The organism is Lysinibacillus sp. NPDC094177 (assembly GCF_050279145.1).
In the GTDB taxonomy this organism is placed as follows: domain Bacteria; phylum Bacillota; class Bacilli; order Bacillales_A; family Planococcaceae; genus Lysinibacillus.
On the sequence record NZ_JBNNTW010000007.1, the window covers coordinates 176,631 to 200,785 of the forward strand.

Here is a 24,155-nt window from a genome sequence, read left to right on the forward strand (position 1 = left end):
AACCACTCCATCTCTTCTAATTGTTGTCTATGATAATGGTTGGTTATGATGGCCTTATGACTACCTTATGACTTTTTTGTGACTATTGGAAAAGTTTATCGGTGCATGCAAAAGCAAGCAAATGCGCTTGAATGTTACATACTTTTTGTATTGTCATATAAACGTTTACTACATAGACATTTCAAAGAAATTTTCAGATACTATCCAAATGATGATAAAATTGCAAAAAAAAATAATTTAGTGCAACTTTTCCTATTGCTGAAACGAGGATAAGGTGAAAGGTGGGAAGAGATGGACATTGAACAGCTTTATTTGCGCTATATAAACGATATTTATCGGTATTTATATTCCTTATGTAAAAACCCCACACTAGCAGAAGATTTAATGCAGGATACATTTTATAAAGCGCACATTACATTACTTTCTAATACGGTCCAAGACATTAAACCATGGTTATTTAAAGTAGCATATTATACCCATATTGATTACATACGAAGAGAGCACCGTGTGGACCTTACGAATAATCTTGAACGATCAACACATATGACACCTGAAACTATTGCGATAAATGAGGAATCTTTCCATTCGTTAATTTCTTTACTCGATCAGCTATCGCCTTATGAAAAGCAGACAATTATGTTGTGTGATCTGCATGATTGTACTTATGAGCAAGCGTCAAATATTTTAGATTTAAAATTAAATACGCTCAAAAGTCATTTATTGCGTGGTCGAAAAAAGATGAGAATTTTAATAGAAAAGGAGAGACAACAAAATGGATGATTATGAAAAATTAATAGCCAGCTCCAAAGCTGAAATCGCAAATGTAAAAGATCAAAGTAAATTTCAAAAAGCAATTAAAAGAACAATCTTTACGTCAAAATCAAAGTTGATTTTTGCAACTTTAACGATGTTATTATTGATTGTGCCAATTAGTTTTATGTTGACATTAATGTATTACGCCTTCGGTACAAAGTCTACAACATTAATGGAAGTAGCAAGTAAAACGTTGTATGTTACAGAGCCTAATACGACATTAGAAGAAATGGAGTTTGATATGTCCTTTTCACCATTTTCAATGAAGCTTTCTTTTGAGCAATATAAGCGTATAGGAGAGGAAGACTATAAAGCGAATACTTATGATTTACGTTTTTTCCTAGGTAGTTTATCTAAAAAAGAAGTAACAACATCTTTAGAGAGAGTTGCGCCAAAACATCCAACAGAAACTAATCCTTGGTTAATACATCCTGAAAACAGGAATTTGCAGTTGGATACTGGTCGAGAACGGCGGGTGCTTGACGGTTTACCAGATGAAACAGTTGTGGAAGCTTATATTTCGTTTTTTGATCTAATGACAGTTAAAGAGGTTGAAGATGCAATGCCTAATGTCGATGTTGTATGGGCTGCAGTCGATACCGGTGTAGAAAAAACAAATTTAAGCAAAAATGGCGACGTTGTTTCACCAATTGGCTACCCTGTGCAACCTGATAATTCTACTTGGTCACCATTTCGAGATACAGCGTCAAATGAAGAAGTATTTAAAGATATTTTAAAGACAATGGAGAAGCACGAGGAGCTTGCGACAGCTATATCTAGTGCGAAAAATTTAGCTTTGCCGGAGCGTATTGCTTACATTAATAAACATGGCGTAAAGACTTACGGGGTTGTTGTAACAGGACCGAAAAAAGATGTCATTGCATCAGTGGAAAAAATGAATAGTCTTGTACGATATTTAAAAGTAGGTGAGGTGAAATTATGGAACTGGTCACGTTAAAAAGATTTGAAAAGGGATTCGTAACAGCTGGATGGTTTGGCGTCATTTGTGGTTTATGCCTACTTCTAGTACTTAATATTACGCTATTAACAAATATTGATTTAACGTTTAATAACCTCTATTTGTTAATTTATCTGACAGCCCCTCTAAGCGTCCTTGCGTTATTTTCAAAAAAAAGTCGTTCATTAGGGCTATGGGGGTTAAGTATTGTATTATTTATTATGATATTTACAGTGATTTTTTTCGGCTTAGGATGGATAGTAACGCCGTTTCCTTAAAAAACTATGCTTAATGCTCCAATGTCGCAATAGGTCTGGAAAACCAATGAGAGATATGTGTTGAAAAAACTTAAAAGAGAAGGTGGAATTGTTGGCTTAGCGATATTTTCCCCTTCTCTTTAATTTGGCAGCCGTATTACTTATTATAGTGCTCATTTCTATACTGTTTTGGTGTGATGCCAGTGAATTTTTTAAAGATTTTAATGAAATAGCTTTGATCAGTGAAATTTAACAAAGAACCGATATCTAAGATTGGATAATTTGTGAAAGTTAATAGCCTCTTTGCTTCATCAATACGTTGCTGTTGAATATATTCACTGATTGAGATGCCGACTTCCTTTTTAAATAGAGATGATAGATAATTGGGGCTTAAATGGCAAATTTCAGCAAGCTGATCCAATGTAACTTCACGATAGATGTGATTATCAATATAATGCTGACAAGTTGTGATTGTCGCAGAGTATTTATCTTTATTTGATTTAGACACGCGATCGGTAAAGTCGTAGATGGCTTCCTCCATTAAGGAAAGTATTGATAATAAGTTACCCTGATCCTCAAGTTTTTGGATATAAAAATCACTTAACGTAAATGCTGTTTCTTCATTTAAACCACCTTCAATGGCTGCACGACAAATAAGAGCAATTCCTGTTATCATCAGATTCTGTACACTTCTTATGTGACTCTGTTTAGACAGTACGCCTAGTTCAGTTTCTCCGACAATTGAGTAGTTAATCAGCTCATTTAATTTCTCCTTACGTCCATTTTTAACATAGTCTAACAATATTTTTTCATAATAGAGATTTGTATGGACACTAAAATTTCTTCTTGCATTTGAAAGTTCCAGAATCGAATTTTCCTCTTGGGTAATAATTGGTTTTAATTCTTGGTTGTTATGTATAACCAGCGATTTGTTTAATTTTTCTCGATATATAAAATAGTAAACGAATAAACTAATTGTTAAAAATTGTTGGTAATGGAGAAAAGGTATAGGTGGATCGTCATTATAGAAACTTTTTTTATTTGTATCAGACATTTCTGAAGAAAAGGCTGGGCCTACTATGATTGAACCTAAAAATTGCTGACCCATCTTCAAATTAATATAGAAAAAATTAAAATCAGCGTTAGAGAAAAAAATTGGGAAATCACTTGGAGTAGTATGATATGGATATGCTCGAATGTGATCGATTAAGGAAGCATAATGTGAATTTTGTTGGAAATTTTTTGAAGTGCACTCGAAAACAATTTCTCCAAATTGATTGATATAAAAAACAGAAAGATTATGTGTTTCATATATTAGCTGACAGATATATTGAAGATCGACTGAGGAGATTTTCATCTTTCTAACCCCATTTCTATTTTTGATAATAAAAATGAAACAGTAATATTTTTGACTAAATACAATGAGAAAATACTATTTTGTGTAGAATAATACAATAAAAATCGTTAATTTGGCAATAAAATAGACAGTGTATTAATTATTTCAAGGGGGAATCGAGTATGAATCTTTTAAATAAAATTGCAGTAGTAACTGGAGCGGGAAGTGGTATTGGCAGAGCCAGCAGTATTAAACTTGCTAATAATGGAGCAAAAGTTGTAGTTGTTGATTTCAACAAAGAAACAGGTGAAGAAACTTTAAGCATGATTAAAGAGCAGGGTGGCGAAGGTATCTTCGTTCAAGCCGATGTATCGAAAAGTGAAGATGTACAGAACTATGTAAATACTGCGATTGAAACATTTGGACGCATCGATGTATTTTTCAATAATGCAGGAGTTATTCAAAAAATTTCACCACTTACAGAAATTGAGGATGCTGAATATGATCGTATTATGTCCATCAATGTAAAAGGCGTATTTCTTGGCTTAAAACATGTTTTGAAAGTAATGGAAGGTCAAGGAAGTGGTTCGATCATTAATACAGCTTCAACAGCAGGCGTTCGAAGCGAGCATAGTATGGCTGCATATTCTGCAAGTAAACATGCTGTCGTTGGTTTGACTAAATCAGCTTCGTTAGAATACGTTAAAAAAGGCATTCGCATTAATGCTATTTGTCCAGGTGGTGTTCAAACAGCATTAACAAATAGTGTAACGGAAATGTTTGAAACAAATGGCTATGTTCCAGATGAACTCCCAAATATGAGAATGGGTCGTTATGCAGCACCAGAAGAGTTAGCAGAGATGGTTGCTTTCTTAGCATCTGAACGCGCTAGCTATATGACAGGATCAATAGTTCTAGTTGATGGTGGTTTAACTTTATAATAGTTCAAAAAGAAAAATCCCGAATATTGTCCGTTATTCGGGATTTTCTTTTCTAACCTTGTATTTTTAATTTGTCCTAAAGAAGTTTTTATCATTATAATGTAAATTTTTTTAACTCTTCAGACAATGTATTCGTCATTTCTTGAAGTTCTGCCACCTTTGCACTAATTTTTTGGAATGATCCTAACTGCTCTTGAGTAGAAGCGGATATTTCTTCTGTTCCTGCAGCGGTTTCTTCCGTAATAGCTGAAATGTTTTCAATGGCACTGTTCATTTGCTGGCTCATTTCGCTTGTTTGCTCCATATCCTTCGTAAGGTGCTGTAACTGATCATTCATGTCTAAAACATGAGTTGCAATTGCCTCGAATGACTTTTCTGTATCGGTCATCGATTGTAATTGCTCTGTTGAAAGCTGATGTCCGTGCTCTGCCGTAGAAAGAATGATCGAAATGCCATCTTGTATATGTGTAACCATAGAAGAGATTAAAGAAGTCGCTTTTTCTGTTTCATGAGATAATTTTTTGACTTCCTCCGCTACAATCGCGAAACCTTTTCCGGCTTCTCCAGCCCGTGCCGCTTCGATTGCTGCATTTAATGCTAAAAGATTTGTTTGATCAGCAATCGTGTGAACTGCATTAGCAGCACCTTCAATTTCTGTTGTGAATTGAGAGAATTGAGTAACTGCCTCTTTGATGTTAATCGAAGTGGATGAAATATCCTGCGCGATAGTGGATTGCTTTTCTAATGAACTACGACCAGTTTGAACAGCAGATAGTGCCTGGTTTCCGTTTACTGCTGATTGTTCACTTGTCTGCTGAACAGTAGTAAATTGATCTGCCATCGTATTCATAAGGATAACAGTTGACTGGATATCTTCTGAAATAGTTAAGCTTCCCTTTGCCAATTCGTCGGTTGATGTAGCAATTTGTTTGCTGCCTTCGTTAACGCTTTCAATATAGCTTGTGACATCTTTTGTAAATAGGCCAACATTTTTACCTACATTATCAATGGATTGTACAGTGCTTTTTAAACTAACAATCATTTTGGAAAAGTTCTCAGTCAGTTGATCAACTTCATTTCGACTGTCTTTCTTATAGGGAAGGGAAGCAGTGTCAATTGTCAAATTCCCAGCAGCCACCAATTGTGCACAATCTACGATACGGTTAATCGGATTTGTAATTCTCTTCGTTGCGACATAAGAAAAAATGATGGTAGCAATAATTAGAAGGATACTTCCTATTATTGTTGTTGTAGTAATAAAAGAAATTTTTTGCTTCGCTAAATCATTCATTTCTTTATACCATTCATTTGTTTCTTTTTTCAGTAGATACATATCGTTCAATATACCGGATATTCTTATTGCTTGTTTTTTTATCTCAGCGCGATTGTAAGCAAGAAATCCTGCCTCTGAAGCTTTTGCTAACTCGTCGTATTTACCCTCAATTTTTTTGATGATTGCTTTATGCTCAGATATTTTTGCAATTGTTGAGAGTTTTTCTAAATTTGCCTTCGTTTCTTTTAAAATTGAAAGAGCTTCATTTTTATTGGCCTCACTATCTAAATAAGTGTAATTATTTAATGATTGGCTCGCTACAACTAAACTTTGTTCAAGTTCTTTCACTGCCAGTAATAGTTCTGTATCATCTTGTGCAGTTGTTTGTAAATCAAATGTTTGAACGATAATAAAAACAATCATAGCCATTGCGAGGACAATTGGAATAAGTATGTTCATAAATAATTTTTTTCGTAGTGTCACTGGCTGTTCCCCTTTTCTGCAGTAACTTTTATTTTACCCGAGACAATATCTTCTTTTGCTTTTTCAATGGCCTTCTGTTGCTCAGGCGTAAGTTTAATAATACGTATATCCGCAAGGCCCACACCATTATCAGCTAGACCGAATGACAACGATTTGTCTGAAATTTTTCCGTCCTCAACTAATGTTTTAGCAATTTTAAAAACAGCTTGGTCGACATTTTTTAACATAGATGTCACGACAGTTTTTTCTGCAATATAAAATTGATCTATATCAACTCCAGCCGCATAAATGCCCATTTCTTCAGCTTTTTTTATGGCGCCAAAGCCTGTGAAGCCCGCTGCATGATAAATAAAATCTACACCATTTTTTATGTATCGTTCTGCGATTGCGGCACCTGCCTCGGTATCATCAAATGAGCCAGCATATTCACTAATAATTTCGATATTTGGATTATAATATTTAGCTCCCTCAATAAAGCCGTTTTCAAAGTGATGGATAACCGGAACATCTGCACCACCAATAAATCCTATTTTTCCAGTTTTACTCGTCATTGCAGCAACCATTCCAAGTAAAAAGCTCCCTTCCTGCTCTTTAAAGGTTATGGAAGTGATATTGGCAACATCTGATTGCCCATCAATCAGGACGAATTGTTGATCAGGATATTTCTTCGCAGTCTTTTCCAATGCTTCCTGTACAGAGAAGCCAAGACCAATAATGACGTTATACTTTTCTGCGACTAGTTCTTCAAGCTTCTCTTCATACTTACCATCAGGCGCCTCTTTATAATCAAACAAAATACCTAGCTCATCTCGTGCTTTCTCAAGCCCTTTAAAAGCTGAGTCATTAAATGATTCATCACCAAGCCCTGCGTCGGAGAGTAAGATACCAATTTTATAATTATCTTTCACTTTTTCTGGTGAAGCTGTTGAACAGCCTGCTATTAATAAAACGATTAGACAAAAGCCAATCATTAATTTTTTCAATATGAGTACCTCCAATTGTATGTATTATTTATATCGGTAAAAGTTTTTCTAAGTCAGATGTCAGACGACGTTTTTGTTTTACCATTAAATATTATCAAACTTTTTACAATTTACTACAGGGAAATGGGTTCAAATCATCCTCACAAATTTTAAATCACTAGTTATTTAGTTGGTTATCTGATGGATTATCTCTATATTTATAGTGAAAAAGATGAAAATATCGCGATATAAGTACTATTGGCATATTAAAAAAGCCTCGCAAAGAGTTTGCGAGGCCCATTGTTTAAATTAAACTGCACCAAATAATTTCAATACATTTATTATTATAATTCCTACAATGCCGAAGTCTGAATCGCCAAATGTAGTTCCCTCGTAGCCGATATCACCCATAAAGATAAGTAGAATCGCGGGGATAAAGCTAATAATTAATCCGTTGGCAAATGCTCCTACCATGGCACCGATTCTACCACCAGTTGCATTACCAAATACTCCTGCAGCCGCACCCGTGAAGAAATGTGGTACAAGCCCAGGTACAATCACTTTTAGCCCTATGAGGGGAAGTATAAACATAGATACTAGGCCTGCCACAAAGCTAAACAGGAAACCGATAATCACTGCATTTGGAGCGAATGGAAAAATTGTTGGGCAGTCTAATGCAGGCTTTGTGTTTGGCACGAGCTTATCTGCAATACCTTTAAAAGCAGGAATTATTTCGGCGATCAGCATCCGCACTCCAGCCAAAATGATATAGACACCAGCGGCAAAGGTAATAGCTTGAATAATGGCAAAGACGATAAAGTTTGAACCGCCAGATAATTGTGCCTCAATATAGGATTGACCTGCGAATAGAGCAACGATAATAAAAAATAGACTCATAGTTAAGGAAACAGCTACAGATGTATCTCTTAAAAAAACTAGAGATTTTGGAACTTTTATGTCTTCCGTCGATTTAGCTTTGTTTCCAAAGAGCTTTCCAATTTTAGCAGATACATAATAACCAACACTGCCAAAATGACCAACGGCAAAATCATCACTGCCGGTTATTTGCCGAACAGTTGGTTGTAAAATGGCAGGGAATACGACCATACATAGACCAAGTATAATGGAGCCAACGATTATAAGAGGTGTGCCACTCATACCACCGACTGAAAGTGATGCTGCGATTAAACATGCCATAAATAATGTATGATGACCAGTTAAAAATATATATTTTAAGGGTGTAAATCTAGCAAATAAAATGTTCATAATCATACCGAAAACCATGATCATAGCAGTAGCTGTTCCGAAACTAGTTTGGGCAGCTGCTACAATCGCTTCGTTATTTAGGATAACCCCTTGGACATTAAATGCATGATCAAACATTTTACTAAAGTGATTTAAAGAACCAATTAAAACGGTTGCACCTGCACCGAGAATAACAAAGCCCATAACCGTTTTTAACGTACCAGAAAGAACTGTTGAAGCTGACTTTTTTTGGATTAATAAACCGACAAAAGCGAATAGGCCGACTAATATAGCTGGTGTTCCTAAAATGTCATTCATAATAACATCTAACATATTAACACCTCATCCTATCCAATTTTTAATGAAGTTCAATTCAATCAGTTATAGCAGAGATTTAAGCTTTAATTTAATTTCTGAAATACTCATCATATTAACTATACTAACGATGTGACCTCTCTCTTCGGGTAATTGATTGACAATATCCTCTGCACCAATATAAATATCCGCTTTTTCTGCCTTGGCAGATGCTAAATCTGTATGAGTTACTTCTGCAACTTTTCCAAGTTCAGTTAACGCTTTTTTTACATTCAATTCCATAATAAAGCTACTACCTAAGCCATTCCCGCACACTACTAAAATTTTCATCAAGGTTACTCCTTCGCCACAATTTGTTGAATTTCTTTAATAATATCGTCTTTATGCTGGCAGGCGATGATGCTGTCAATTTGATTTGGTTCTTGCAAAATCTTTGTTAAGTCAGCTAAAGCCTGCAGATGCGACACACTATCGGTCGCAGCTAAGACAATAATTAAGAAAACAGGCATTTCTGGTCCAAACATAACAGGCTTTTGTAAGCTTAATAGGCTCATAGCTAGTTCGTTAACTCCTTCTGTATGCCGAGCATGTGGAATCGCTACTTTTGGTGTAATGACTACATAAGGTCCGTGTTTTTCAATGGAATGAATCATTGCCTCAATATAGCGTTTTTCGATTTTATTGTCCTTTAATAGTGGGTTAGCAGCTAAATGAATAGCTTCCTGCCAAGTATTTACAAAATTTGCAAGTTGTATAGTATCTTTTGTCAGTAACTCAGTTAACAAGTACAACCCTCCCTTCGTAGGGATAAACAGCCCCCATTCCATGTTATTATTGCTGACTATGGAATTATGTCATATGAGGATATTTTTTGTTTGGAAAAATCAAAAAATGAAGTTTTTACATTAAAATTCATTTTGCTGTTTAGACAAGATTTAGGATGAAAATGCTGAATCTTTCTATCTTAAGTGTCGCACGGTGGAAGTTCTATTTGATCAAAAGTTCAATATGATGAGCAATTACTTTAAAATTCATTCGCGAAGTTTTGGGAAACTTTAGCGCATTGTTCTTTTTGGTGTGAAGTAGAATAGAAGGTAAATAAAACAAAGAAAAATTTGTTCTAACTTTTTTAATTTAGCTTACACTTACTATAGGACGAACTTAGTGTTGAACAAGGGAGGAAATGACATAGCGAAAAAAATGGGAATTGTCGCGCTACTTATATTCGGTGTTTATGTGCTGTGTATGTATTGGTATATATTCCACAGCGGTGGTGGTACAATACCACGAGCGATGCAGGGGACAGCTGCAGATCCAATGATGTTTATGTCTGAAAAGGAACTATACTTAAGTGGTGAATATTCTAAAATACGGAACTTCCTATTCTTTGTTGCTACACCTTTGGAATGGTTAATCTATTTCATGATATTAACTATGGGTGTATCACGTTATTTCGAAAAAGTTGCGACATCACAAACAAAATGGAAGCTGTTACAAAATGCAAGTTACTTATTCTTATTATCACTTTTACTATATGTTGTACTATTTCCACTCAATTTTTATCGTTACAATTTAAGTAAAACGTATGGAATTAGTACACAAGGATTTTCGTCATGGATGCGAGATGGCATTCTTGATTTTTGGGTCAACTTTGGCATGAGTTTTATTATCGTGACTGTCCTTTATTGGCTCATCAAAAAAAGTGCCAAAAGATGGTGGCTATATGCATGGTTTCTAACGATTCCATTTACAATATTTGTTATGTTCATTCAACCTGTAGTCATCGATCCTTTGTATAATGATTTTTATCCGTTAAAAAATAAAGAGCTAGAGGCGAAAATTTTGTCAATTGCTTCACAGGCGAATATACCAGCAGAGCACGTATATGAAGTCAATATGGCAGAAAAAACAAATGCCTTAAATGCCTATGTAACGGGGATTGGCAGTAATTCGAGAATTGTGCTATGGGATACAACTTTAAATCGTTTAACGGATAATGAAATATTATTTATCATGGCACATGAAATGGGACACTATGTTGAAAAGCATATTTATTTTGGCATTGCTGGGTATCTTCTGTTGACATTGATAGGCTTATGGCTGACAGCGAAATGTTTGAGGTGGTTGATTGGACGTTACGGACAGGTATTAAAAATTAAAAAGGTCGGTGACATAGGTTCTTATCCATTGTTTTTACTCCTAACATCTGTTTTATTATTTGCTTCAAGCCCTCTGTCGAACTATGTTTCAAGGTATCAAGAAACGAGAGCAGATCAATATGCGATTTCACTGACGGGTGATCGAGAATCTGCAGTTACTGCATTCCAGAAGCTAACGATATCTGGTTTAAGTGAGGTAAATCCACAGTTACTCGTAAAGTGGTTCCGTTATACACATCCGCCAATGCTTGAACGTATTTATAAGGTAGCGGAGAAAGTAGAAGAGAATAAAGATGAGCCGTTAAAAGAAGTACCGATAAAAGAGGAGCAGAAAAAAGAATATCAGAAGAAATAAATATCGTTGTTTTAACTACGTTAGTGCAATACTCCAGGTTTTTTGAACGAATAACTTGGGTATTCTAAGGGAAAGAAGTATAAAACTCGTTCGTAAATGATAGGGGAATTGTTATGCGAAATATTGTCGTTATTACACTTTCATCGATATTAGTCGCCCTTGCCTATAATCTTTTGTTAATTCCACATGAGATTTTAAGTGGAGGATTAAGCGGGATTGCTATCATGCTTGGTATTATTACACCCTTGAATACAGGGGTTTTAAATTTACTATTGAATTTGCCGTTGCTTATTATAGGGGTCTTGAAGCTAGGGAAGCGGTTCATTGGATATACCATTCTTTCAGTAGTGGTCTTGTCAGTAAGCTTGTATATTATTCCGGTTTATAAAGCTACACAAGATCCAATTCTTGCCTCATTATTTGGTGGTGTTATTGTGGGCTTAGGGTTGGGTATGATTTTTCGTGCGGCAGGTTCTTCTGGTGGTTTTGATATTATAGCGATGCTGCTAAGCCGCAAACGAGATTTTCCACTTGGTACATTAATCTCTGCGATGAATGGTATCGTTGTAGCTATCTCCGGATTCGTTTTTAGCTGGGATGCGGCATTACTGACGCTCGTATCAATTTATGCTACTGGGAAGGTTGTCGACACTATTCATACGAGTCATATTAAATTGACAATGATGATTATTACGAGCAAGGGCGAGGAAGTAAAACAGCAGTTACTGGAAAAGCTTCATAGAGGTGTAACTATAATGGATGCGAAGGGTGCTTATTCAGGCGAAGGGCGAAAAGTTTTAATTACCGTCATTACACGCTATCAGCTTGCTGATGTTAAAGGTATGATCAAGGAAGCGGATGCCAAAGCCTTTGTCAATATATTACAAACTACCGAGGTCATCGGCGTGTTTGATAGAGGTATAAAGTAATGGATGTCCTGTAATAACGAGTTATGGCTGACGCTCAGCTTTCTCATTGCTGCTAAGAGGCTCAGTAGATGATTTAAAATAAATATATATTTCCTCTTCACACGTTATTGATTACAATTAAAGTAATCGAACGTGTGTTTTTTTTATTTTGATATGAAATGGGGTTAAATAATGAACAAAGAAACAATTCACGCATTATGCCTAAAGCTTCATGGAACAACGCATGATTACAAAGAAGAATGGCAAGCGGATCGCTATCATATTGGTGGTAAAATGTATGGGATGATGGGCGGAGACGCGACTGGAAGACCGGTACTTACATTAAAATGCGAACCAAATCGGGCTGAAGAGTTGAGAGAAGCCTATGAAGGTATTATTCCAGGCTACTATATGAATAAAACACACTGGAACTCAATCTATATGGATGTAGATGACGTGCCTATTGAGTTAGTCGAAAATTTAATCAAGCATTCGTATGAGCTAGTTTTCGGAAAGCTAACAAAAAAAGCTCAGCAGGAAATTAAGAAATGAAGTGAGAGGACGAACCCACGCAAAGAAGTGGGGTTGGCCGGCGAAGAAATATACTCGGGTGCAACTGCTTGGGTTAACCAAAGAACTGATCAGGTACAAGGGAAAAGTGTTCGGGTCAGCCAAAGAACTGCTCTAGTGCAACTGGTTTTGTTCTACCTACGAAAAGGAATACCCGGAAGCAGTGAATCCCCCCTCGAAATAAAACAATATATGAAATTAAAAAAGAATCTGCAAGTTTCTCCATTTAAATCGCGGAGAAAACAGATTCTTTTTTTGTAGCTCCCATGCTTTACCTAGTTATATCCACGTTCATCAAATGGCTGAAGCTTGTCGATCCATTTTTGTTCCAGCTTTTCTAGCTCTTTTTTGGCATCGAAATAGCCTTCTTCTTTTTTCTTCAAATATTCCACAACTTCAATATCGAAGGCATCCTTGCCGAATGTGTTGTAATCGGCTTGTAGCTCTTTATTAGTATGTGTATTTGTTTTTAACATAAATTGAAAGCCATTTAAGCGTTTTAAATTATTGAAGCTGCCAACAAACACTTTACTATTTTGTTTATTGGTCATTGTAAAAACACCAGCTTCGATTTTTATTTCTTTATACATTTCTTTTAATTCTTTTTTATGGTCCATCGGAAATCCTTCTTTCTTATTTTTTTATCCAGTAAGCACTGCCATCCTCTTGTCGATCCATGAAGCCGTATTCGATTAAATAGCGACGTATTTGCACATAGTCCTCATATATCGGTTGAATCATTTCGTTTAATTCTTTTTCTGAATACAGTTTTTTTTCATCGAAAAGCTTTGTGATTGCACGGAGTACCACAATTTTATGTTTTTCACGTTTTGGGAAGCGGACAAGCTCTTTACCAATACCGTTTGGAAAGTACTTTTCAAGTAATTGTTGCTCTTCAGAAATCGTAATATTATAACGATCGTCGACCATCGTAGCTGTTTTGTGAATGGGTACAAAGCTATCTTCCTTTTGGTCCTGTTCTTTTAATAGCTCCATCATCGCAAGAAAAGTTTTCGCTTGTCGTTCCTTTTCTTTAAGGGTAAAGCGATGGTGACGTATCGTTGTTGCACTACCAATTTCCAGCTCTTCTTTAATTTCTTGATCGGTTTTTCCTTCATAAAATAAGCGTAAAATATGACTTTGATGATCAGTTAGTCCTGTCATTTTTTTATTAAGGCCATTTAAATAATGAAATACAGATTGATGAGCAGCAGTAATATGATGTTGCATAAATTTTTCTGCCTCGTAGAGAATGCCTTCATGTGGATAAATAATACCCTTTTCAATCTTTTCCCCGCAAAGCAAACAAGTAAAGTGTGTTGCTTCATCGTAGTAGCCCTTTTTTATGTCATGGATTGAAGCTTGCCAGAATAATTCATTTACATCCATTGGATATCCTCCTAAAAAACAAACGATAAAACGTATTGTTTGCTTATTTACTATTAAAATAACAAATTGTTTGAGTAAAATCAATAAAAAACACATCGTTTTATAAACGATGTGCGAAAGTGTTTATTTATTTTTCTTTTTAAAAATAATGATAGATAAGATTGCTAGCACAATAATTGTTGCGACAATAATGATAATGCTTGTTGAGGTACTTAGTATATTTCCATGAAGGTCATAGACAATACCATACATTTTTTTGTATTCTTCTACTTGTGAAGCAGGCGCACCTTCGAAAACCTTGGAAATTGAGCTCTCCATAAAAGCATTGCGTAATAGTAAAGTTGTATGACTGATAGGGAAATACATAATAAGGTTTTGAGCAAAGCTTGGAAGTGCACCAACAGGTACATAAACGCCACATAAGAAACCGAGTGCTGTACCGACGATTGTACTGAGAGTTGAAAATGAATGTTGGGTATTAGCAAGTAACACAAGGAAGAGATTAAAAACACTGGCAAGTAACACAGATAAAAATAATAAGCCTACTACTTTCATGAAATCCCCAAAGCTTAGTAGTTCACCGCCAGTTGAAACGATAAAAATTTCACAGCCAATAAGGGCTATAATGGAAAAGATACAGCCAATGATCAAGGCATTCAATACATAGCTAAATTGGATAGTTGCTCGCGAGATAGGCGCTGTTAGAAAATCAGCTTGTGCTTTTGATTCAAGGTCCCTAACAGCAATGCCATACGCAGCAAGTGTAGAAGAAACAGCGATCATAGAGAGTAAACCAGCGACGATCCACTCATTGACCATTGTTACCAACTCTGGGGTAGCCTTTGTCACTTCTTCAATTGCATTTACTTGCATTTTTTGAAGAAATACTGCGTAAAGGATAATGACAATAACGACAGAAAGTAACGAATAGAAGACTTGTGTTTTATCACGTCTAAAAACCTTGTTATTTCGTTGTACTAAGCTAAATAATGCTTCCATTAAGCTGCACCTCCCTCGGCCATAATATGAAGAAAGACATCATCCATAGTACCTTTGATTACTTCAAATGAAGCAATAAGCGACTCCGCTTTTTTTAATAGCGTTAAAGCATGAAGTGTCGATTCGACTCGGATGGAGAAAATACCTAGATTTTCTGTATAGGAGATGGCATTTTCCTCGAGCCACTGTATCCCTTCAGAACTATTATGAAAAACCATTGCCATTGAATCATAGGCGTATTTTGTTTTAAGTTCATCAGGTGTACCTTCAGCAACAATTTCTCCTTCTTTTAAGACGATGACTTGATGAGCGACTGCCGCTTCCTCCATATAATGTGTTGTTAAAAAAACAGTCATGTTTGTCTCTAGCTGAAGTTGTTTAATTGCTTGCCAAACGAATTGACGCGTTTGTGGATCAAGCCCAGTCGTCGGTTCATCTAAAAACAATATATTTGGTCGATGGATAAGGGCTCGAGCAATATCAGCACGCCTTTTTTGACCACCTGATAACGTTCCGTATCTGCGCTTTTCGATATCTTCTAAATGCAAGTATGTTGAAACGAATTGATAATTATCGGTCAATTGTTTTTTCGATAAGCCATATGTTTTACCACGGTGAAGTATATTTTCCCGCACTGTTAATCGTTCATCTAGTAAACTTTGCTGGAATACTACACCAATGGATTTTCGAATTTCCGCATTGTCATTGCTTGCATCAAGTGTATAGCCATTAATTTTTACAGTACCGCTTGATTTTTTTAATAATGTACAGAGTATTTCAATGGTCGTTGATTTCCCTGCACCATTCGCACCTAAAAAGGCGAAGAGGGAGCCTTGCTTAACTGTAAATGAAATACCCTTTACGGCCTGATGATCGCCATATTGCTTACATAGATTTTCAACTTGTATAGCAAAAGTCATGTGGTTTATTCCTTTCTTTTTTGAATTTCATAATTGATTTTTTCAATATCATTTTTTTGAAGTACATAAAGGATGCACCAAACTATTAAGTAAATAATAGCTTCACTTATAAGAACATACTTAATGCCAGAATGTTCAAACCAACGCCCGAAATAGCCTGCAATCATAACGCACAGAGTAACTGCAATTAAATGTAGAATAAGCTGAATAATAAAAGGTAAACGCTCGATATCAAAAATGATGGACAGCAAACCAATTACAGCTCCAAGTATGGCTGCGATGATAATTTGTTCAAGTAATTCCGATCCTGACATTACAGCGTTATTAGATATGACGCTTAATGTTACTAAAACGTAGGAAGAGCTTAGTGATATGAGTAGTCCGATAATCATCATGCGAATAAATTTCATATTATGAGTCCCTCCCAATACCTAAGTGGTGTTTTAATTCTTTTAAATATTTGCGACTAACATGGACGGACACATCGTTTTCTAATATCAGTTCTGTTGTACCGATTTTCCCCATCTGAATAGAGGCAATTTTATTAATGTTAACGAGTGTCGATTTACTGACTCGGGCAAAGTCTTTCGCTAATTGTGCTTCCAGCTCATACAATTTACGCTTCGTTTCGAATTCCTGTTCCTCTGTCTGCAAAAATACTTTTGCACCCTCTGCGTAAATGGAGTAAATATCTGAAATTTTTAGCATATGAATTTCCTGTTGAAAGTAGCCATCTAACATTGTCGTTTGTGAAGTTTGTAGTTGCTTCATCAGTCGCTCAATTTGCTCGTTATATTCCTTTGCATGTATATGAACCTCAGTTTCTTCTAATGCACTATTGATTGTTAAATGAATTTTCATTTCATAGGAGGCCTCCTTTACATATCTCCGCTACGGAGAAACACTGAATCAGGTAATAATAATGTAGCATAGAAAATTTTGGCTTGGAGAAAATCTTGGATAAGAGGTTAAATTTTATAGATAAGAGGTTCAATTTTAGCGATATATGACCTTGCAAAAAAGTGATGAAGTAGAAAAACAAGGAGGTTCACGGCATAATAGAATGATACAATCACGAGGGGTTGCTTCTATGTTTATTTTTGACAAGCACATGTTAATTACATTATGTATAGGTTTAACAGGTGCGATTTTATTTAATGTATTACATATTCCGATGCCATGGTTACTTGGAGCTATTGCGGCGGTACTAATTGTTCAGTTATCGACGAAAGTACAATTGAAATGGCATAAATATTTCCGTAATTTTGGTTTAATCGTTGCGGGTTATTCCATTGGTTTTGCATTTACACCCGAAGCGGTGCAGGATATTAAACAATTTATAGGAAGTATGATTGTTTTAAACGTATTATTTATTGTATTGTTTTTTGGTATTAGTTATTTAGTTGCAAAACGTGCAGATTTAGATTTTGCGACCGCATTGACATGCTGTGTACCTGGTGGCATGTCACAGGTTATTGCCTTTGCCGAGGAGCAGGGGGATATGGATATGGTCGTCATTACGTTCTTCCAAATATTAAGGGTTCTTTTAATTGTCGGCTTTGTGCCATTAATGGTGTCAGGCTCTGGAGGAACGGGTGTAGTTGTCAACGGAGCGTATACATGGAGCCTAATTGGGTTACTTGCTGTGTGTGGAGTAGCAGGGGGGCTAGCGCAAAAGGCAAAAATTCCGACAGGCTATATGCTTGGTCCAGTGTTTTTATTGATGGGCATAAATATAGCAGGGATTGATGTACCGAAATTGCCATTGTCACTACTTCATATTGCGCAACTAATGCTAGGCATTTACATCGGACTTTTATTGAAAAAAGAGGATTTGCATTTATCGAAGAAGCATGTATTTTACGCTTTTGTATCAGCGGGTATTTTTGTTGGCGCAGCTTATGGGTTAACGTTTGTTATGAAGAGTTTTTACAGCCTTGATTTCCGATCAGGCTTTTTAAGTATCGTACCAGGCGGGCTTGATCAAATGGGGATTATCGCCGCTTCTGTTCATGCAAATGTGACAATCGTTACTGCATTTCAGCTATTCCGAGTGCTGGTCGTATCCGTTTTCCTCGTACCGTTTGTTAAAATATTTGTGAGAAAAGTGAAAACATAAAGAGGCTGATGATTTTCTCAGCCTCTTTAAATTAGGAAATAAAAAGATATGAACAAGCTTTAATATTTAAACTGATGGATTAAATCTTGTAGTGTCTCTGCATTATAAGTAAGCTGTGAGGCTGCTGTTTTGATATCCTCCATGGATTCAAGATTTGCTTCTGCAATTTGTGTAACTACTTTTGATTGCTCTCGTGCGTCTACTGCAATTTCAGCCATAATTTGTGTGGAAGCATTAGCTTGTTCGATTCGTGCATAGAGCTCTTCGGCAATACTTGAAACCTCTTGGATTTTATTCGTTACTTGTAAAACCTTGGATGTAATGTCTTCAAAAGCGATACTTGTTGTATGAACAATTTCTGCACTTGAAGCGGCTTCCTGTTCACTTTGTTGCATATGCTCACTTGCTTCCTTTGTTAGCTGCTGCATCGTATGAATGGTATCAGTAATTTCTGCCGCTGATGTTTTCGATTGTTCCGCTAGTTTACGAACTTCTTCAGCTACAACCGCAAAGCCTTTACCATGTTCTCCAGCACGTGCTGCCTCTATGGATGCATTGAGCGCAAGTAAATTAGTTTGGTCAGCTATTGCGTGAATAACCTCAACAATTTCGCCAATTTTGTTGGCATATGAATCAAGAGACGTGATAGAATTTGCACTGTCTTGCACGGCCGCTGTCATAGCACGCATTTGTACTTGCATCTTCTGCGCCGTCTCCTCACCGTGCTTAGCGGTAACAAAGGCATCAGATGCATAAGATGAAACCTCGCTATTTGTTTCAGTTACTAGTTGAATACCTCCTGCTATATCCTGCATAGCTTCCACATTTTCATTAGCACTATGTTTTTGTGTACTTGCTCCACTCGCTAGGTCTTGCATATTGGCCGTTAAATTTTCAGTTGTTGATGTTGTAGAGCCCGCTGTTGCAGATAATTCAGCTGATGAGGCAGATACTTGATTTGCTGTTTTATCGACTTGCTGCATCATTTTACGTAATGTGGCGAGCATAGCATTGAAGGAATTTGCGAGTTCACCGATTTCATCCTTAGACTTGACAACAAGCTCCTGTGTTAAATCACCCTTCCCAGCTGAAATTGTTTCGAGTTGAGTGTTTAAATGCTTTAAAGGCTTAACAATCCCTCGTACGAATAAAATACCTGCAAAAACAGCGATAATGGCTGCAATAATTGTAAGGAAACCCATTTTAAGTAGCATTTTTTGAGCCACTGCATCAATTTCAGAAGAAGGCACTCCTGCAAATATCATACCAATTGTTTCCCCACTCGCATTTTTAATGGGCTCATATTTTGTTAAATAGGGTTCGCCGACAACTTCAGCTGTACCTGTATAACTTTTACCTTGCGTTAACACAGTTTCTACTACTTTAGGATCAGCGGTTGTCCCAATCGCACGCTTTCCATCCACTACAATATTTGTATTAATACGTGTATCATGAGCAAAAATAGTAATTGCTGCTTGAGATAATTCACCTAATTTATCAATGATAGCTGTTTCGTTAGCTACTTTAGCATCTCCCTTGTAAAGATCCCCATTTTTTAAATGCCATTTGCCTGGCAATGTTTGATCCAAATTATGTACGCTTAAATCAAAAATTTGAGTGAGACGAGTATTATATTCTGCTTGCAATGTTGTTTTCATTTCGTTTGTATTGACTAGACCGATTGCAATAATTACGAATGCAATGATTGCGACAATTAATAAGCTCATTTTGTTTTGCATACTTAATTTTTTCATAAATGTTCCTCCGTATTTTTACCCTCATAAATATAAAGTAAGACTAATATATCATGAATATTTATCGTATATTCGCGTAAAAATGACTAAATAACGAATTAATTTAGGAAAACATTTCTATTTTTATATTAGTTTATGGCTAGTGGCGATTTTCGTATATTCATAAAAATTTGAAAGTATAAATTTTTTTCTTTTCCAAATTTCCTGAATTATGGTATTATATATTTAACTATGATGAACGGAGGTGAAAAGGAATGAATAAAAACGCTACGAAAACATGTGTAAAAGTGGATACAGCTATGTATTTTGCACGTGTGATTACTTTCGATTTTGCGAACAACGGGATAGGTCTGTCCATTTTTAAGCAAAATCAAATATCAAACGTAGCGGATTAACCATTCTTTTTCACAAACTAATGAGGAAAAGACTGCTTGTTAATCGAGCAGTCTTTTTTTGTGTCTATAGATGTTTTTCGCACGTTTCATGGAGGAAAAAACGATGCAAATTAAAGCTGAACAAATACAAAAAATTATTGGTGGAAATATTTTATTTGAAGGGCTTCAATTAGAAGTAAATACAGGAGAGCATGTTGCTATTGTTGGCGTGAACGGCAGCGGGAAAACGACTTTATTACAGTTATTAGCTGGTTTGGATATGCCAGATAAGGGACGAATCATAAAAAGCAAGGAAGCGACGATTGGTTATTTACATCAAATTCCACATTATCCTATGTTCTCTGTGAAGGAAGTTCTAGAGGAAGCATTTGCGGAAATCTATGCATTAAAGGCAAAAATGACAAAGCTTGAGCAGGAAATGCAGTTAGCTGTAACAGATAAGGTGCTCCAGCAATATGGTCATGTGCAGGAACAGTTTATGTTGCAGGGCGGCTATGAAATTGATGCACAATTAGCGATGATTGCAAATGGTCTAGGTATTACACCTTTGCTTGAGCAGCCCTTTAGTAGCTTAAGCGGTGGGGAGAAAACGAAGGTGATGCTTGGGCAAATCCTTTTAAGTAATCCTACTATTTTGCTATTAGATGAACCGACGAATCATTTAGATATGCAGGCAATTGAATGGCTAGAATATTATGTCCGAAACTTTGCAGGAATTGTTATTGTAGTATCACATGATCGTCATTTTATGAATCAAATGGCTCAAAAAATAATTGAAATTGAAGATGGAGAAGCATTTACGTATATTGGCAATTACGATGCATTTGTTGAACAAAAGGAAGCTAAGCTTGAACAGCAATTTGCTCAATATGAAGAACAACAAAAGAAAATTAAAAAAATGCAGGAAACAATTAAGCGCCTAAGGCAATGGGCAAATGAAGCGAATCCGCCAAATGCTGGCTTACATCGACGTGCTAAAAGTATGGAAAAAGCACTAGCACGGATAGAGCGTGTGAAGAAGCCCTCAACGAAAAAGAAAATGAATTTAGCCTTAATGATGGCTGAACGTAGTGGTAAAGAGGTTGTACAAATGAAGGGTATTAGCCATGCATTTGAGAAACCATTATTTAAGGAAAGTAATTTAGCGGTTTACTTCGGAGAACGATTGGCGATTGTGGGTGGTAATGGAAGTGGAAAATCAACTTTATTAAAAATGATGTTAGGTGAGGTTGAACCTAATGAAGGTGCTTGTCATGTCGGCAACAGTGTAAAAATTGGCTACCTTTCACAGCAATTTGAGCATAAAAATCCTGCTATTCGTTTAATAGATGCCTTCCGTGAGAGCGTCTCTGTGTCAGAGGCTGAAGCACGCCATATTCTTGCTCAGTTTTTATTTTATGGCTATGACGTTTTTAAAAAAGTGAAGGATTTAAGTGGCGGTGAAAAGATGCGCTTACGTCTAGCACAGTTAATGCATGAGGATATTAATTTATTGATGCTGGATGAGCCAACCAATCATTTAGACATTGAAGCGAGAGAGGTATTGGAGGATACACTGGAGTCCTTTGAAGGGACCATTATTGGCGTCTCACATGACCGTTATTTTTTACAAAAGATATTTACAAAAGTTGCATGGATTGAGCATGAAGCGATTCAAGTATTTGAAGGTGATTATGAATGGGCAAGACAAAAACGCTTAGAAATAGTAAAAGAACCAGTTATAAAAGAAGTGACTGAAAAGTCCTATGCTGCTAAAAAAGAGATTCCGATTGAAGAACAAATTGAAAAGCTCGAAATGAAATTAAAAGAGCCCACACTTGCTAAGGAGCAACGTCAAAAGCTTGAACAGCAGTTAGAGGATTTATATGAAAGCTGGATTGAGGGAGGAACAGAGCATGCATAAAATTGAGCACATCATGCAGTTAGATATTGATTATATTAAAAGTTTTAGTGAGATGGAAACATGTCACGAAGGAGTATTATTTTATAATAAGGAAATGCCAACATATTACGACGCTAATCATGCACACATTTGGAAGAAGATTACCGAGCCAGATATGTTTTTAAAGAAAATAAAAAATTTTTATCAGTCAAAATCTCTCATCCCAAGATTGTATTTATACAACTTGGAAGAAAATCAGTCATGCATAGAAGTGTTAGAGAATCATGGCTTTCAACATGAAAGTTTTACTGATGACGTACAGTGTTGGAATGGTGAATACTCGCAATTATCACATAATCCAGCCATGCAAATTGAACTTGTAACAGATGCCAATATGGAGGAAGCATTAGCTGTAGAAATGAGCATTTCTACATTTGGGGAGCCTGCATTAATTAAACAAGCTTTTGAGCAAACATATCATTCACCACAGTTTACGTATTATTTATTAAGATTAGATGGCAAAGCTTGCTGTACTGCTAATATTTTTGTCTCAGGAAATCAAGGGAGAGTTGAGAGTGTAGCCACACTTGAAAGCCATCGAGGACGAGGATTGATTGGATATATTCTGCAGCATATTCAGCAAGAGTCGATAAAGCAGGGGTTAGAATACCTCTGGATTTTGCCTATCAATGAGCAGGTTGCCAAGGTCTATGACAAGGCAAATTTCAAATCAGTAGGTAAAATAAAATCAATTCATGCCTTTACTGAAGGAAAAAGCATAAATCAAATACGACAAGATTCCTAATTAGGATGAAAGAAAAAAATTTCGCTATACTCCAGAGGGACAGCAATCCTTATAGGAGCATAACGAAATTTTTTTTTTATTAAAAGCTGGAACGTTATTTGCCAATTGTTATTACATTTTGCATGAATGGTTGGATGTTTTAAAATGGAATAGGAGCGCCACTTATTTTTGCTATGAATGGTTAGAAGTGGTCAGAGGTAGGAGCAATTTTATTGGGGCTAATATTGCTTATTTTAGTCGTAGAGTATGTTTCAAACCGTATACGAACAAAGCTTGTCAGAGGATAAAGTGGTAAAAATCTTTATTATGATAAAAGAAGCAATCCTGAATAGTATCGACTATTCGGGATTTTTGAATTATTGTTCAAAAGAAGGATTTTCAATCTTTAAAAGTTTTTTACTTGAAAAAATTGCGTATTCGATTTATTGTCTTTAGAGATACTTGTTTAATGGACTTGGAGGATATGGAATGCACGGAATTTATATACGCTATAATGTCACAGATGAAACCCCAGTAGCACAATGGCCCAAAAAAATGGATGCATTTGCGTATGTTCAACGAGGAAAGCCACAACAAGACAATGACAACTTGCTGTCGATGGAAGAGCTAAAAAGCCATGCCATTCGCTATATTAAAAGTTTAAAAGACAATGCAAGTGATCATTTAGTAGAGCAACGCAATGGTGAAATTGAGCACTTTGATCGACGCTATATGGAATCTTTAAAGCTAAAGGAAAGCATCGATTCACAGCTTATTAATCTAGAAGAAATTCGTTTACTGTTACAGTTAATGAATGTATTGAATTTATCTCATGGTTTCGGAGAAAATGCTGGAAAGCTACTACGTCAAATTACCCCATATGCAAAAGAGGTAGAGCACCCAACATTCCAAACAACTCGTGTTGAGCGACACTTTTATTCTGAACTAATTGAACAAATTGAAGTGGTATATGCACGAATTATGCGTCAACACAACCCATCAACAACTGAAATGCAGCATTCAGAAAAGATATGGACAGCAGTTTGTGAGCAAGCCATTGAAAAGGTAGAATCGCGCATCGAACGCTTGTCTTCTATCAAATTAAAGCATGAGAAAAATTTGCTAGAGTTTAGTCAATTAAAACAGCAAAATATGGAGGCAAAGGAACGCCTAGATATTGCTGTCAATGATCTTGATGTAATTTTAAATGTACTAGAATCTTAAGAAAAGCATGTCTGCCGATTGGTGCTTCCAAGTAAAGCCCATTCGGTGACATGCTTTTTATTTTTGTAGATCGAAATAGATGGATAGTAACATAACGTGGGGGTGATTTCCGTT

25 protein-coding genes are annotated in these 24,155 nt (G+C 36.1%); 12 read left to right on the forward strand and 13 right to left on the reverse strand.

Annotated elements, in window-relative coordinates; translation table 11 throughout:
- Nucleotides 1-291 precede the first annotated feature (291 nt).
- Genes ACQKNC_RS13735 through ACQKNC_RS13745 form a run of 3 tightly spaced genes read left to right on the forward strand, consistent with a single transcriptional unit; the run spans nucleotide 292 to nucleotide 2,049 of the window.
- A complete protein-coding gene (locus ACQKNC_RS13735) occupies nucleotides 292-780 on the forward strand; it encodes a sigma-70 family RNA polymerase sigma factor (protein WP_427425391.1) in 489 nt (162 codons plus the stop codon).
- Nucleotides 773-1,771 carry an anti sigma factor C-terminal domain-containing protein gene (locus tag ACQKNC_RS13740; protein ID WP_427425392.1) on the forward strand — a complete coding sequence of 333 codons (999 nt, stop codon included), beginning with the start codon at nucleotides 773-775 and terminating at the stop codon, nucleotides 1,769-1,771. Before ACQKNC_RS13735 ends, ACQKNC_RS13740 begins: the two co-directional genes overlap by 8 nt.
- Nucleotides 1,753-2,049 carry a hypothetical protein gene (locus ACQKNC_RS13745; protein ID WP_427425393.1) on the forward strand — a complete coding sequence of 99 codons (297 nt, stop codon included), beginning with the start codon at nucleotides 1,753-1,755 and terminating at the stop codon, nucleotides 2,047-2,049. Before ACQKNC_RS13740 ends, ACQKNC_RS13745 begins: the two co-directional genes overlap by 19 nt.
- 136 nt (nucleotides 2,050-2,185) lie before the next feature.
- Here the strand turns inward: ACQKNC_RS13745 and ACQKNC_RS13750 are convergent, their stop codons facing one another.
- Nucleotides 2,186-3,385 (reverse strand): AraC family transcriptional regulator, encoded by a 1,200-nt coding sequence (locus ACQKNC_RS13750; protein WP_427425394.1) that lies wholly within the window; start codon nucleotides 3,383-3,385, stop codon nucleotides 2,186-2,188.
- Between the two features lie 161 nt (nucleotides 3,386-3,546).
- Here ACQKNC_RS13750 and ACQKNC_RS13755 point away from each other — a divergent pair, with 161 nt between their 5' ends.
- Entirely contained in the window at nucleotides 3,547-4,305 is a 759-nt protein-coding gene (locus tag ACQKNC_RS13755; protein WP_427425395.1) for an SDR family NAD(P)-dependent oxidoreductase, read from the forward strand.
- Between the two features lie 94 nt (nucleotides 4,306-4,399).
- On the opposite strand, the gene ACQKNC_RS13760 is transcribed toward ACQKNC_RS13755, so the two are convergent.
- From ACQKNC_RS13760 to ACQKNC_RS13780, 5 genes are all read right to left on the reverse strand, one after another.
- Nucleotides 4,400-6,061: a methyl-accepting chemotaxis protein gene (locus ACQKNC_RS13760; protein WP_427425396.1), complete on the reverse strand. Its 1,662-nt coding sequence runs from the start codon at nucleotides 6,059-6,061 to the stop codon at nucleotides 4,400-4,402.
- Complete coding sequence (locus tag ACQKNC_RS13765; RefSeq protein ID WP_427425397.1) at nucleotides 6,058-7,044, reverse strand: BMP family lipoprotein; 987 nt, start codon at nucleotides 7,042-7,044, stop codon at nucleotides 6,058-6,060. Before ACQKNC_RS13765 ends, ACQKNC_RS13760 begins: the two co-directional genes overlap by 4 nt.
- Nucleotides 7,045-7,332: 288 nt before the next feature.
- Nucleotides 7,333-8,601: a PTS ascorbate transporter subunit IIC gene (locus tag ACQKNC_RS13770; protein WP_427425398.1), complete on the reverse strand. Its 1,269-nt coding sequence runs from the start codon at nucleotides 8,599-8,601 to the stop codon at nucleotides 7,333-7,335.
- A gap of 48 nt (nucleotides 8,602-8,649) precedes the next feature.
- The gene (locus tag ACQKNC_RS13775; protein ID WP_427425399.1) at nucleotides 8,650-8,913 is read right to left on the reverse strand and encodes a PTS sugar transporter subunit IIB; all 264 of its coding nucleotides are present in this window, start codon (nucleotides 8,911-8,913) and stop codon (nucleotides 8,650-8,652) included.
- 5 nt (nucleotides 8,914-8,918) lie between these two features.
- Nucleotides 8,919-9,368, reverse strand: a complete 450-nt coding sequence (locus ACQKNC_RS13780; RefSeq protein ID WP_427425400.1) for a PTS sugar transporter subunit IIA — start codon at nucleotides 9,366-9,368, stop codon at nucleotides 8,919-8,921.
- A 403-nt stretch (nucleotides 9,369-9,771) separates the two neighbouring features.
- On the opposite strand from ACQKNC_RS13780, the gene ACQKNC_RS13785 reads away from it, so the two are divergent.
- From ACQKNC_RS13785 to ACQKNC_RS13795, 3 genes are all read left to right on the forward strand, one after another.
- The gene (locus tag ACQKNC_RS13785) at nucleotides 9,772-11,097 is read left to right on the forward strand and encodes a M48 family metallopeptidase (protein ID WP_427425442.1); all 1,326 of its coding nucleotides are present in this window, start codon (nucleotides 9,772-9,774) and stop codon (nucleotides 11,095-11,097) included.
- A gap of 113 nt (nucleotides 11,098-11,210) precedes the next feature.
- Nucleotides 11,211-12,026, forward strand: coding sequence for a YitT family protein (locus tag ACQKNC_RS13790; RefSeq protein WP_427425401.1), 816 nt, complete (start codon nucleotides 11,211-11,213; stop codon nucleotides 12,024-12,026).
- A gap of 171 nt (nucleotides 12,027-12,197) precedes the next feature.
- A complete protein-coding gene (locus tag ACQKNC_RS13795; protein ID WP_427425402.1) occupies nucleotides 12,198-12,557 on the forward strand; it encodes an MmcQ/YjbR family DNA-binding protein in 360 nt (119 codons plus the stop codon).
- A 293-nt stretch (nucleotides 12,558-12,850) separates the two neighbouring features.
- On the opposite strand, the gene ACQKNC_RS13800 is transcribed toward ACQKNC_RS13795, so the two are convergent.
- The 6 genes from ACQKNC_RS13800 to ACQKNC_RS13825 all read right to left on the reverse strand — a co-directional run bounded on the left by ACQKNC_RS13800 (nucleotide 12,851) and on the right by ACQKNC_RS13825 (nucleotide 16,744).
- On the reverse strand, nucleotides 12,851-13,192 hold the full coding sequence (locus tag ACQKNC_RS13800) for a GIY-YIG nuclease family protein (RefSeq protein WP_427425403.1): 342 nt from the start codon (nucleotides 13,190-13,192) through the stop codon (nucleotides 12,851-12,853).
- A 16-nt stretch (nucleotides 13,193-13,208) separates the two neighbouring features.
- Nucleotides 13,209-13,964 (reverse strand): DUF2087 domain-containing protein, encoded by a 756-nt coding sequence (locus tag ACQKNC_RS13805; RefSeq protein WP_427425404.1) that lies wholly within the window; start codon nucleotides 13,962-13,964, stop codon nucleotides 13,209-13,211.
- A 123-nt stretch (nucleotides 13,965-14,087) separates the two neighbouring features.
- On the reverse strand, nucleotides 14,088-14,963 hold the full coding sequence (locus ACQKNC_RS13810) for an ABC transporter permease (protein ID WP_427425405.1): 876 nt from the start codon (nucleotides 14,961-14,963) through the stop codon (nucleotides 14,088-14,090).
- Nucleotides 14,963-15,883, reverse strand: coding sequence for an ATP-binding cassette domain-containing protein (locus ACQKNC_RS13815; protein WP_427425406.1), 921 nt, complete (start codon nucleotides 15,881-15,883; stop codon nucleotides 14,963-14,965). The genes ACQKNC_RS13810 and ACQKNC_RS13815 overlap by 1 nt, the downstream gene beginning before the upstream one ends.
- A 5-nt stretch (nucleotides 15,884-15,888) precedes the next feature.
- A complete protein-coding gene (locus tag ACQKNC_RS13820) occupies nucleotides 15,889-16,293 on the reverse strand; it encodes a DUF3021 domain-containing protein (RefSeq protein ID WP_427425407.1) in 405 nt (134 codons plus the stop codon).
- 1 nt (nucleotide 16,294) lies between these two features.
- Nucleotides 16,295-16,744: a LytTR family DNA-binding domain-containing protein gene (locus ACQKNC_RS13825; RefSeq protein ID WP_053482631.1), complete on the reverse strand. Its 450-nt coding sequence runs from the start codon at nucleotides 16,742-16,744 to the stop codon at nucleotides 16,295-16,297.
- A 229-nt stretch (nucleotides 16,745-16,973) separates the two neighbouring features.
- On the opposite strand from ACQKNC_RS13825, the gene ACQKNC_RS13830 reads away from it, so the two are divergent.
- Nucleotides 16,974-18,002 (forward strand): AbrB family transcriptional regulator, encoded by a 1,029-nt coding sequence (locus ACQKNC_RS13830; protein WP_427425408.1) that lies wholly within the window; start codon nucleotides 16,974-16,976, stop codon nucleotides 18,000-18,002.
- A gap of 59 nt (nucleotides 18,003-18,061) precedes the next feature.
- Here ACQKNC_RS13830 and ACQKNC_RS13835 read toward each other — a convergent pair whose 3' ends face one another.
- A complete protein-coding gene (locus tag ACQKNC_RS13835) occupies nucleotides 18,062-19,756 on the reverse strand; it encodes a methyl-accepting chemotaxis protein (protein ID WP_427425409.1) in 1,695 nt (564 codons plus the stop codon).
- Nucleotides 19,757-20,010: 254 nt separating this feature from the next.
- On the opposite strand from ACQKNC_RS13835, the gene ACQKNC_RS13840 reads away from it, so the two are divergent.
- The 4 genes from ACQKNC_RS13840 to ACQKNC_RS13855 all read left to right on the forward strand — a co-directional run bounded on the left by ACQKNC_RS13840 (nucleotide 20,011) and on the right by ACQKNC_RS13855 (nucleotide 24,041).
- The gene (locus tag ACQKNC_RS13840; protein ID WP_427425410.1) at nucleotides 20,011-20,151 is read left to right on the forward strand and encodes an RAxF-45 family protein; all 141 of its coding nucleotides are present in this window, start codon (nucleotides 20,011-20,013) and stop codon (nucleotides 20,149-20,151) included.
- A gap of 103 nt (nucleotides 20,152-20,254) precedes the next feature.
- Nucleotides 20,255-22,054, forward strand: a complete 1,800-nt coding sequence (gene abc-f, locus ACQKNC_RS13845) for a ribosomal protection-like ABC-F family protein (protein WP_427425411.1) — start codon at nucleotides 20,255-20,257, stop codon at nucleotides 22,052-22,054.
- Nucleotides 22,047-22,838 carry a GNAT family N-acetyltransferase gene (locus ACQKNC_RS13850; RefSeq protein WP_427425412.1) on the forward strand — a complete coding sequence of 264 codons (792 nt, stop codon included), beginning with the start codon at nucleotides 22,047-22,049 and terminating at the stop codon, nucleotides 22,836-22,838. The genes abc-f and ACQKNC_RS13850 overlap by 8 nt, the downstream gene beginning before the upstream one ends.
- A 468-nt stretch (nucleotides 22,839-23,306) precedes the next feature.
- Nucleotides 23,307-24,041, forward strand: coding sequence for a hypothetical protein (locus tag ACQKNC_RS13855; protein ID WP_427425413.1), 735 nt, complete (start codon nucleotides 23,307-23,309; stop codon nucleotides 24,039-24,041).
- The last annotated feature ends 114 nt before the right edge of the window (nucleotides 24,042-24,155 follow it).

What these genes read in the sequence shown, in the direction of transcription:
- ACQKNC_RS13735 (WP_427425391.1), top strand. Translation starts at nt 292, where the DNA reads ATGGACATTGAACAGCTTTATTTGCGCTATATAAACGATATTTATCGG.
- abc-f (WP_427425411.1), top strand. Translation starts at nt 20,255, where the DNA reads ATGCAAATTAAAGCTGAACAAATACAAAAAATTATTGGTGGAAATATT.
- ACQKNC_RS13855 (WP_427425413.1), top strand. Translation starts at nt 23,307, where the DNA reads ATGCACGGAATTTATATACGCTATAATGTCACAGATGAAACCCCAGTA.
- ACQKNC_RS13750 (WP_427425394.1), bottom strand. Translation starts at nt 3,385, where the DNA reads ATGAAAATCTCCTCAGTCGATCTTCAATATATCTGTCAGCTAATATAT.
- ACQKNC_RS13740 (WP_427425392.1), top strand. Translation starts at nt 773, where the DNA reads ATGGATGATTATGAAAAATTAATAGCCAGCTCCAAAGCTGAAATCGCA.
- ACQKNC_RS13745 (WP_427425393.1), top strand. Translation starts at nt 1,753, where the DNA reads ATGGAACTGGTCACGTTAAAAAGATTTGAAAAGGGATTCGTAACAGCT.
- ACQKNC_RS13820 (WP_427425407.1), bottom strand. Translation starts at nt 16,293, where the DNA reads ATGAAATTTATTCGCATGATGATTATCGGACTACTCATATCACTAAGC.
- ACQKNC_RS13815 (WP_427425406.1), bottom strand. Translation starts at nt 15,883, where the DNA reads ATGACTTTTGCTATACAAGTTGAAAATCTATGTAAGCAATATGGCGAT.
- ACQKNC_RS13795 (WP_427425402.1), top strand. Translation starts at nt 12,198, where the DNA reads ATGAACAAAGAAACAATTCACGCATTATGCCTAAAGCTTCATGGAACA.
- ACQKNC_RS13850 (WP_427425412.1), top strand. Translation starts at nt 22,047, where the DNA reads ATGCATAAAATTGAGCACATCATGCAGTTAGATATTGATTATATTAAA.
- ACQKNC_RS13775 (WP_427425399.1), bottom strand. Translation starts at nt 8,913, where the DNA reads ATGAAAATTTTAGTAGTGTGCGGGAATGGCTTAGGTAGTAGCTTTATT.
- ACQKNC_RS13835 (WP_427425409.1), bottom strand. Translation starts at nt 19,756, where the DNA reads ATGAAAAAATTAAGTATGCAAAACAAAATGAGCTTATTAATTGTCGCA.
- ACQKNC_RS13755 (WP_427425395.1), top strand. Translation starts at nt 3,547, where the DNA reads ATGAATCTTTTAAATAAAATTGCAGTAGTAACTGGAGCGGGAAGTGGT.
- ACQKNC_RS13790 (WP_427425401.1), top strand. Translation starts at nt 11,211, where the DNA reads ATGCGAAATATTGTCGTTATTACACTTTCATCGATATTAGTCGCCCTT.
- ACQKNC_RS13770 (WP_427425398.1), bottom strand. Translation starts at nt 8,601, where the DNA reads ATGTTAGATGTTATTATGAATGACATTTTAGGAACACCAGCTATATTA.
- ACQKNC_RS13830 (WP_427425408.1), top strand. Translation starts at nt 16,974, where the DNA reads ATGTTTATTTTTGACAAGCACATGTTAATTACATTATGTATAGGTTTA.
- ACQKNC_RS13800 (WP_427425403.1), bottom strand. Translation starts at nt 13,192, where the DNA reads ATGGACCATAAAAAAGAATTAAAAGAAATGTATAAAGAAATAAAAATC.
- ACQKNC_RS13805 (WP_427425404.1), bottom strand. Translation starts at nt 13,964, where the DNA reads ATGGATGTAAATGAATTATTCTGGCAAGCTTCAATCCATGACATAAAA.
- ACQKNC_RS13810 (WP_427425405.1), bottom strand. Translation starts at nt 14,963, where the DNA reads ATGGAAGCATTATTTAGCTTAGTACAACGAAATAACAAGGTTTTTAGA.
- ACQKNC_RS13840 (WP_427425410.1), top strand. Translation starts at nt 20,011, where the DNA reads ATGAATAAAAACGCTACGAAAACATGTGTAAAAGTGGATACAGCTATG.
- ACQKNC_RS13825 (WP_053482631.1), bottom strand. Translation starts at nt 16,744, where the DNA reads ATGAAAATTCATTTAACAATCAATAGTGCATTAGAAGAAACTGAGGTT.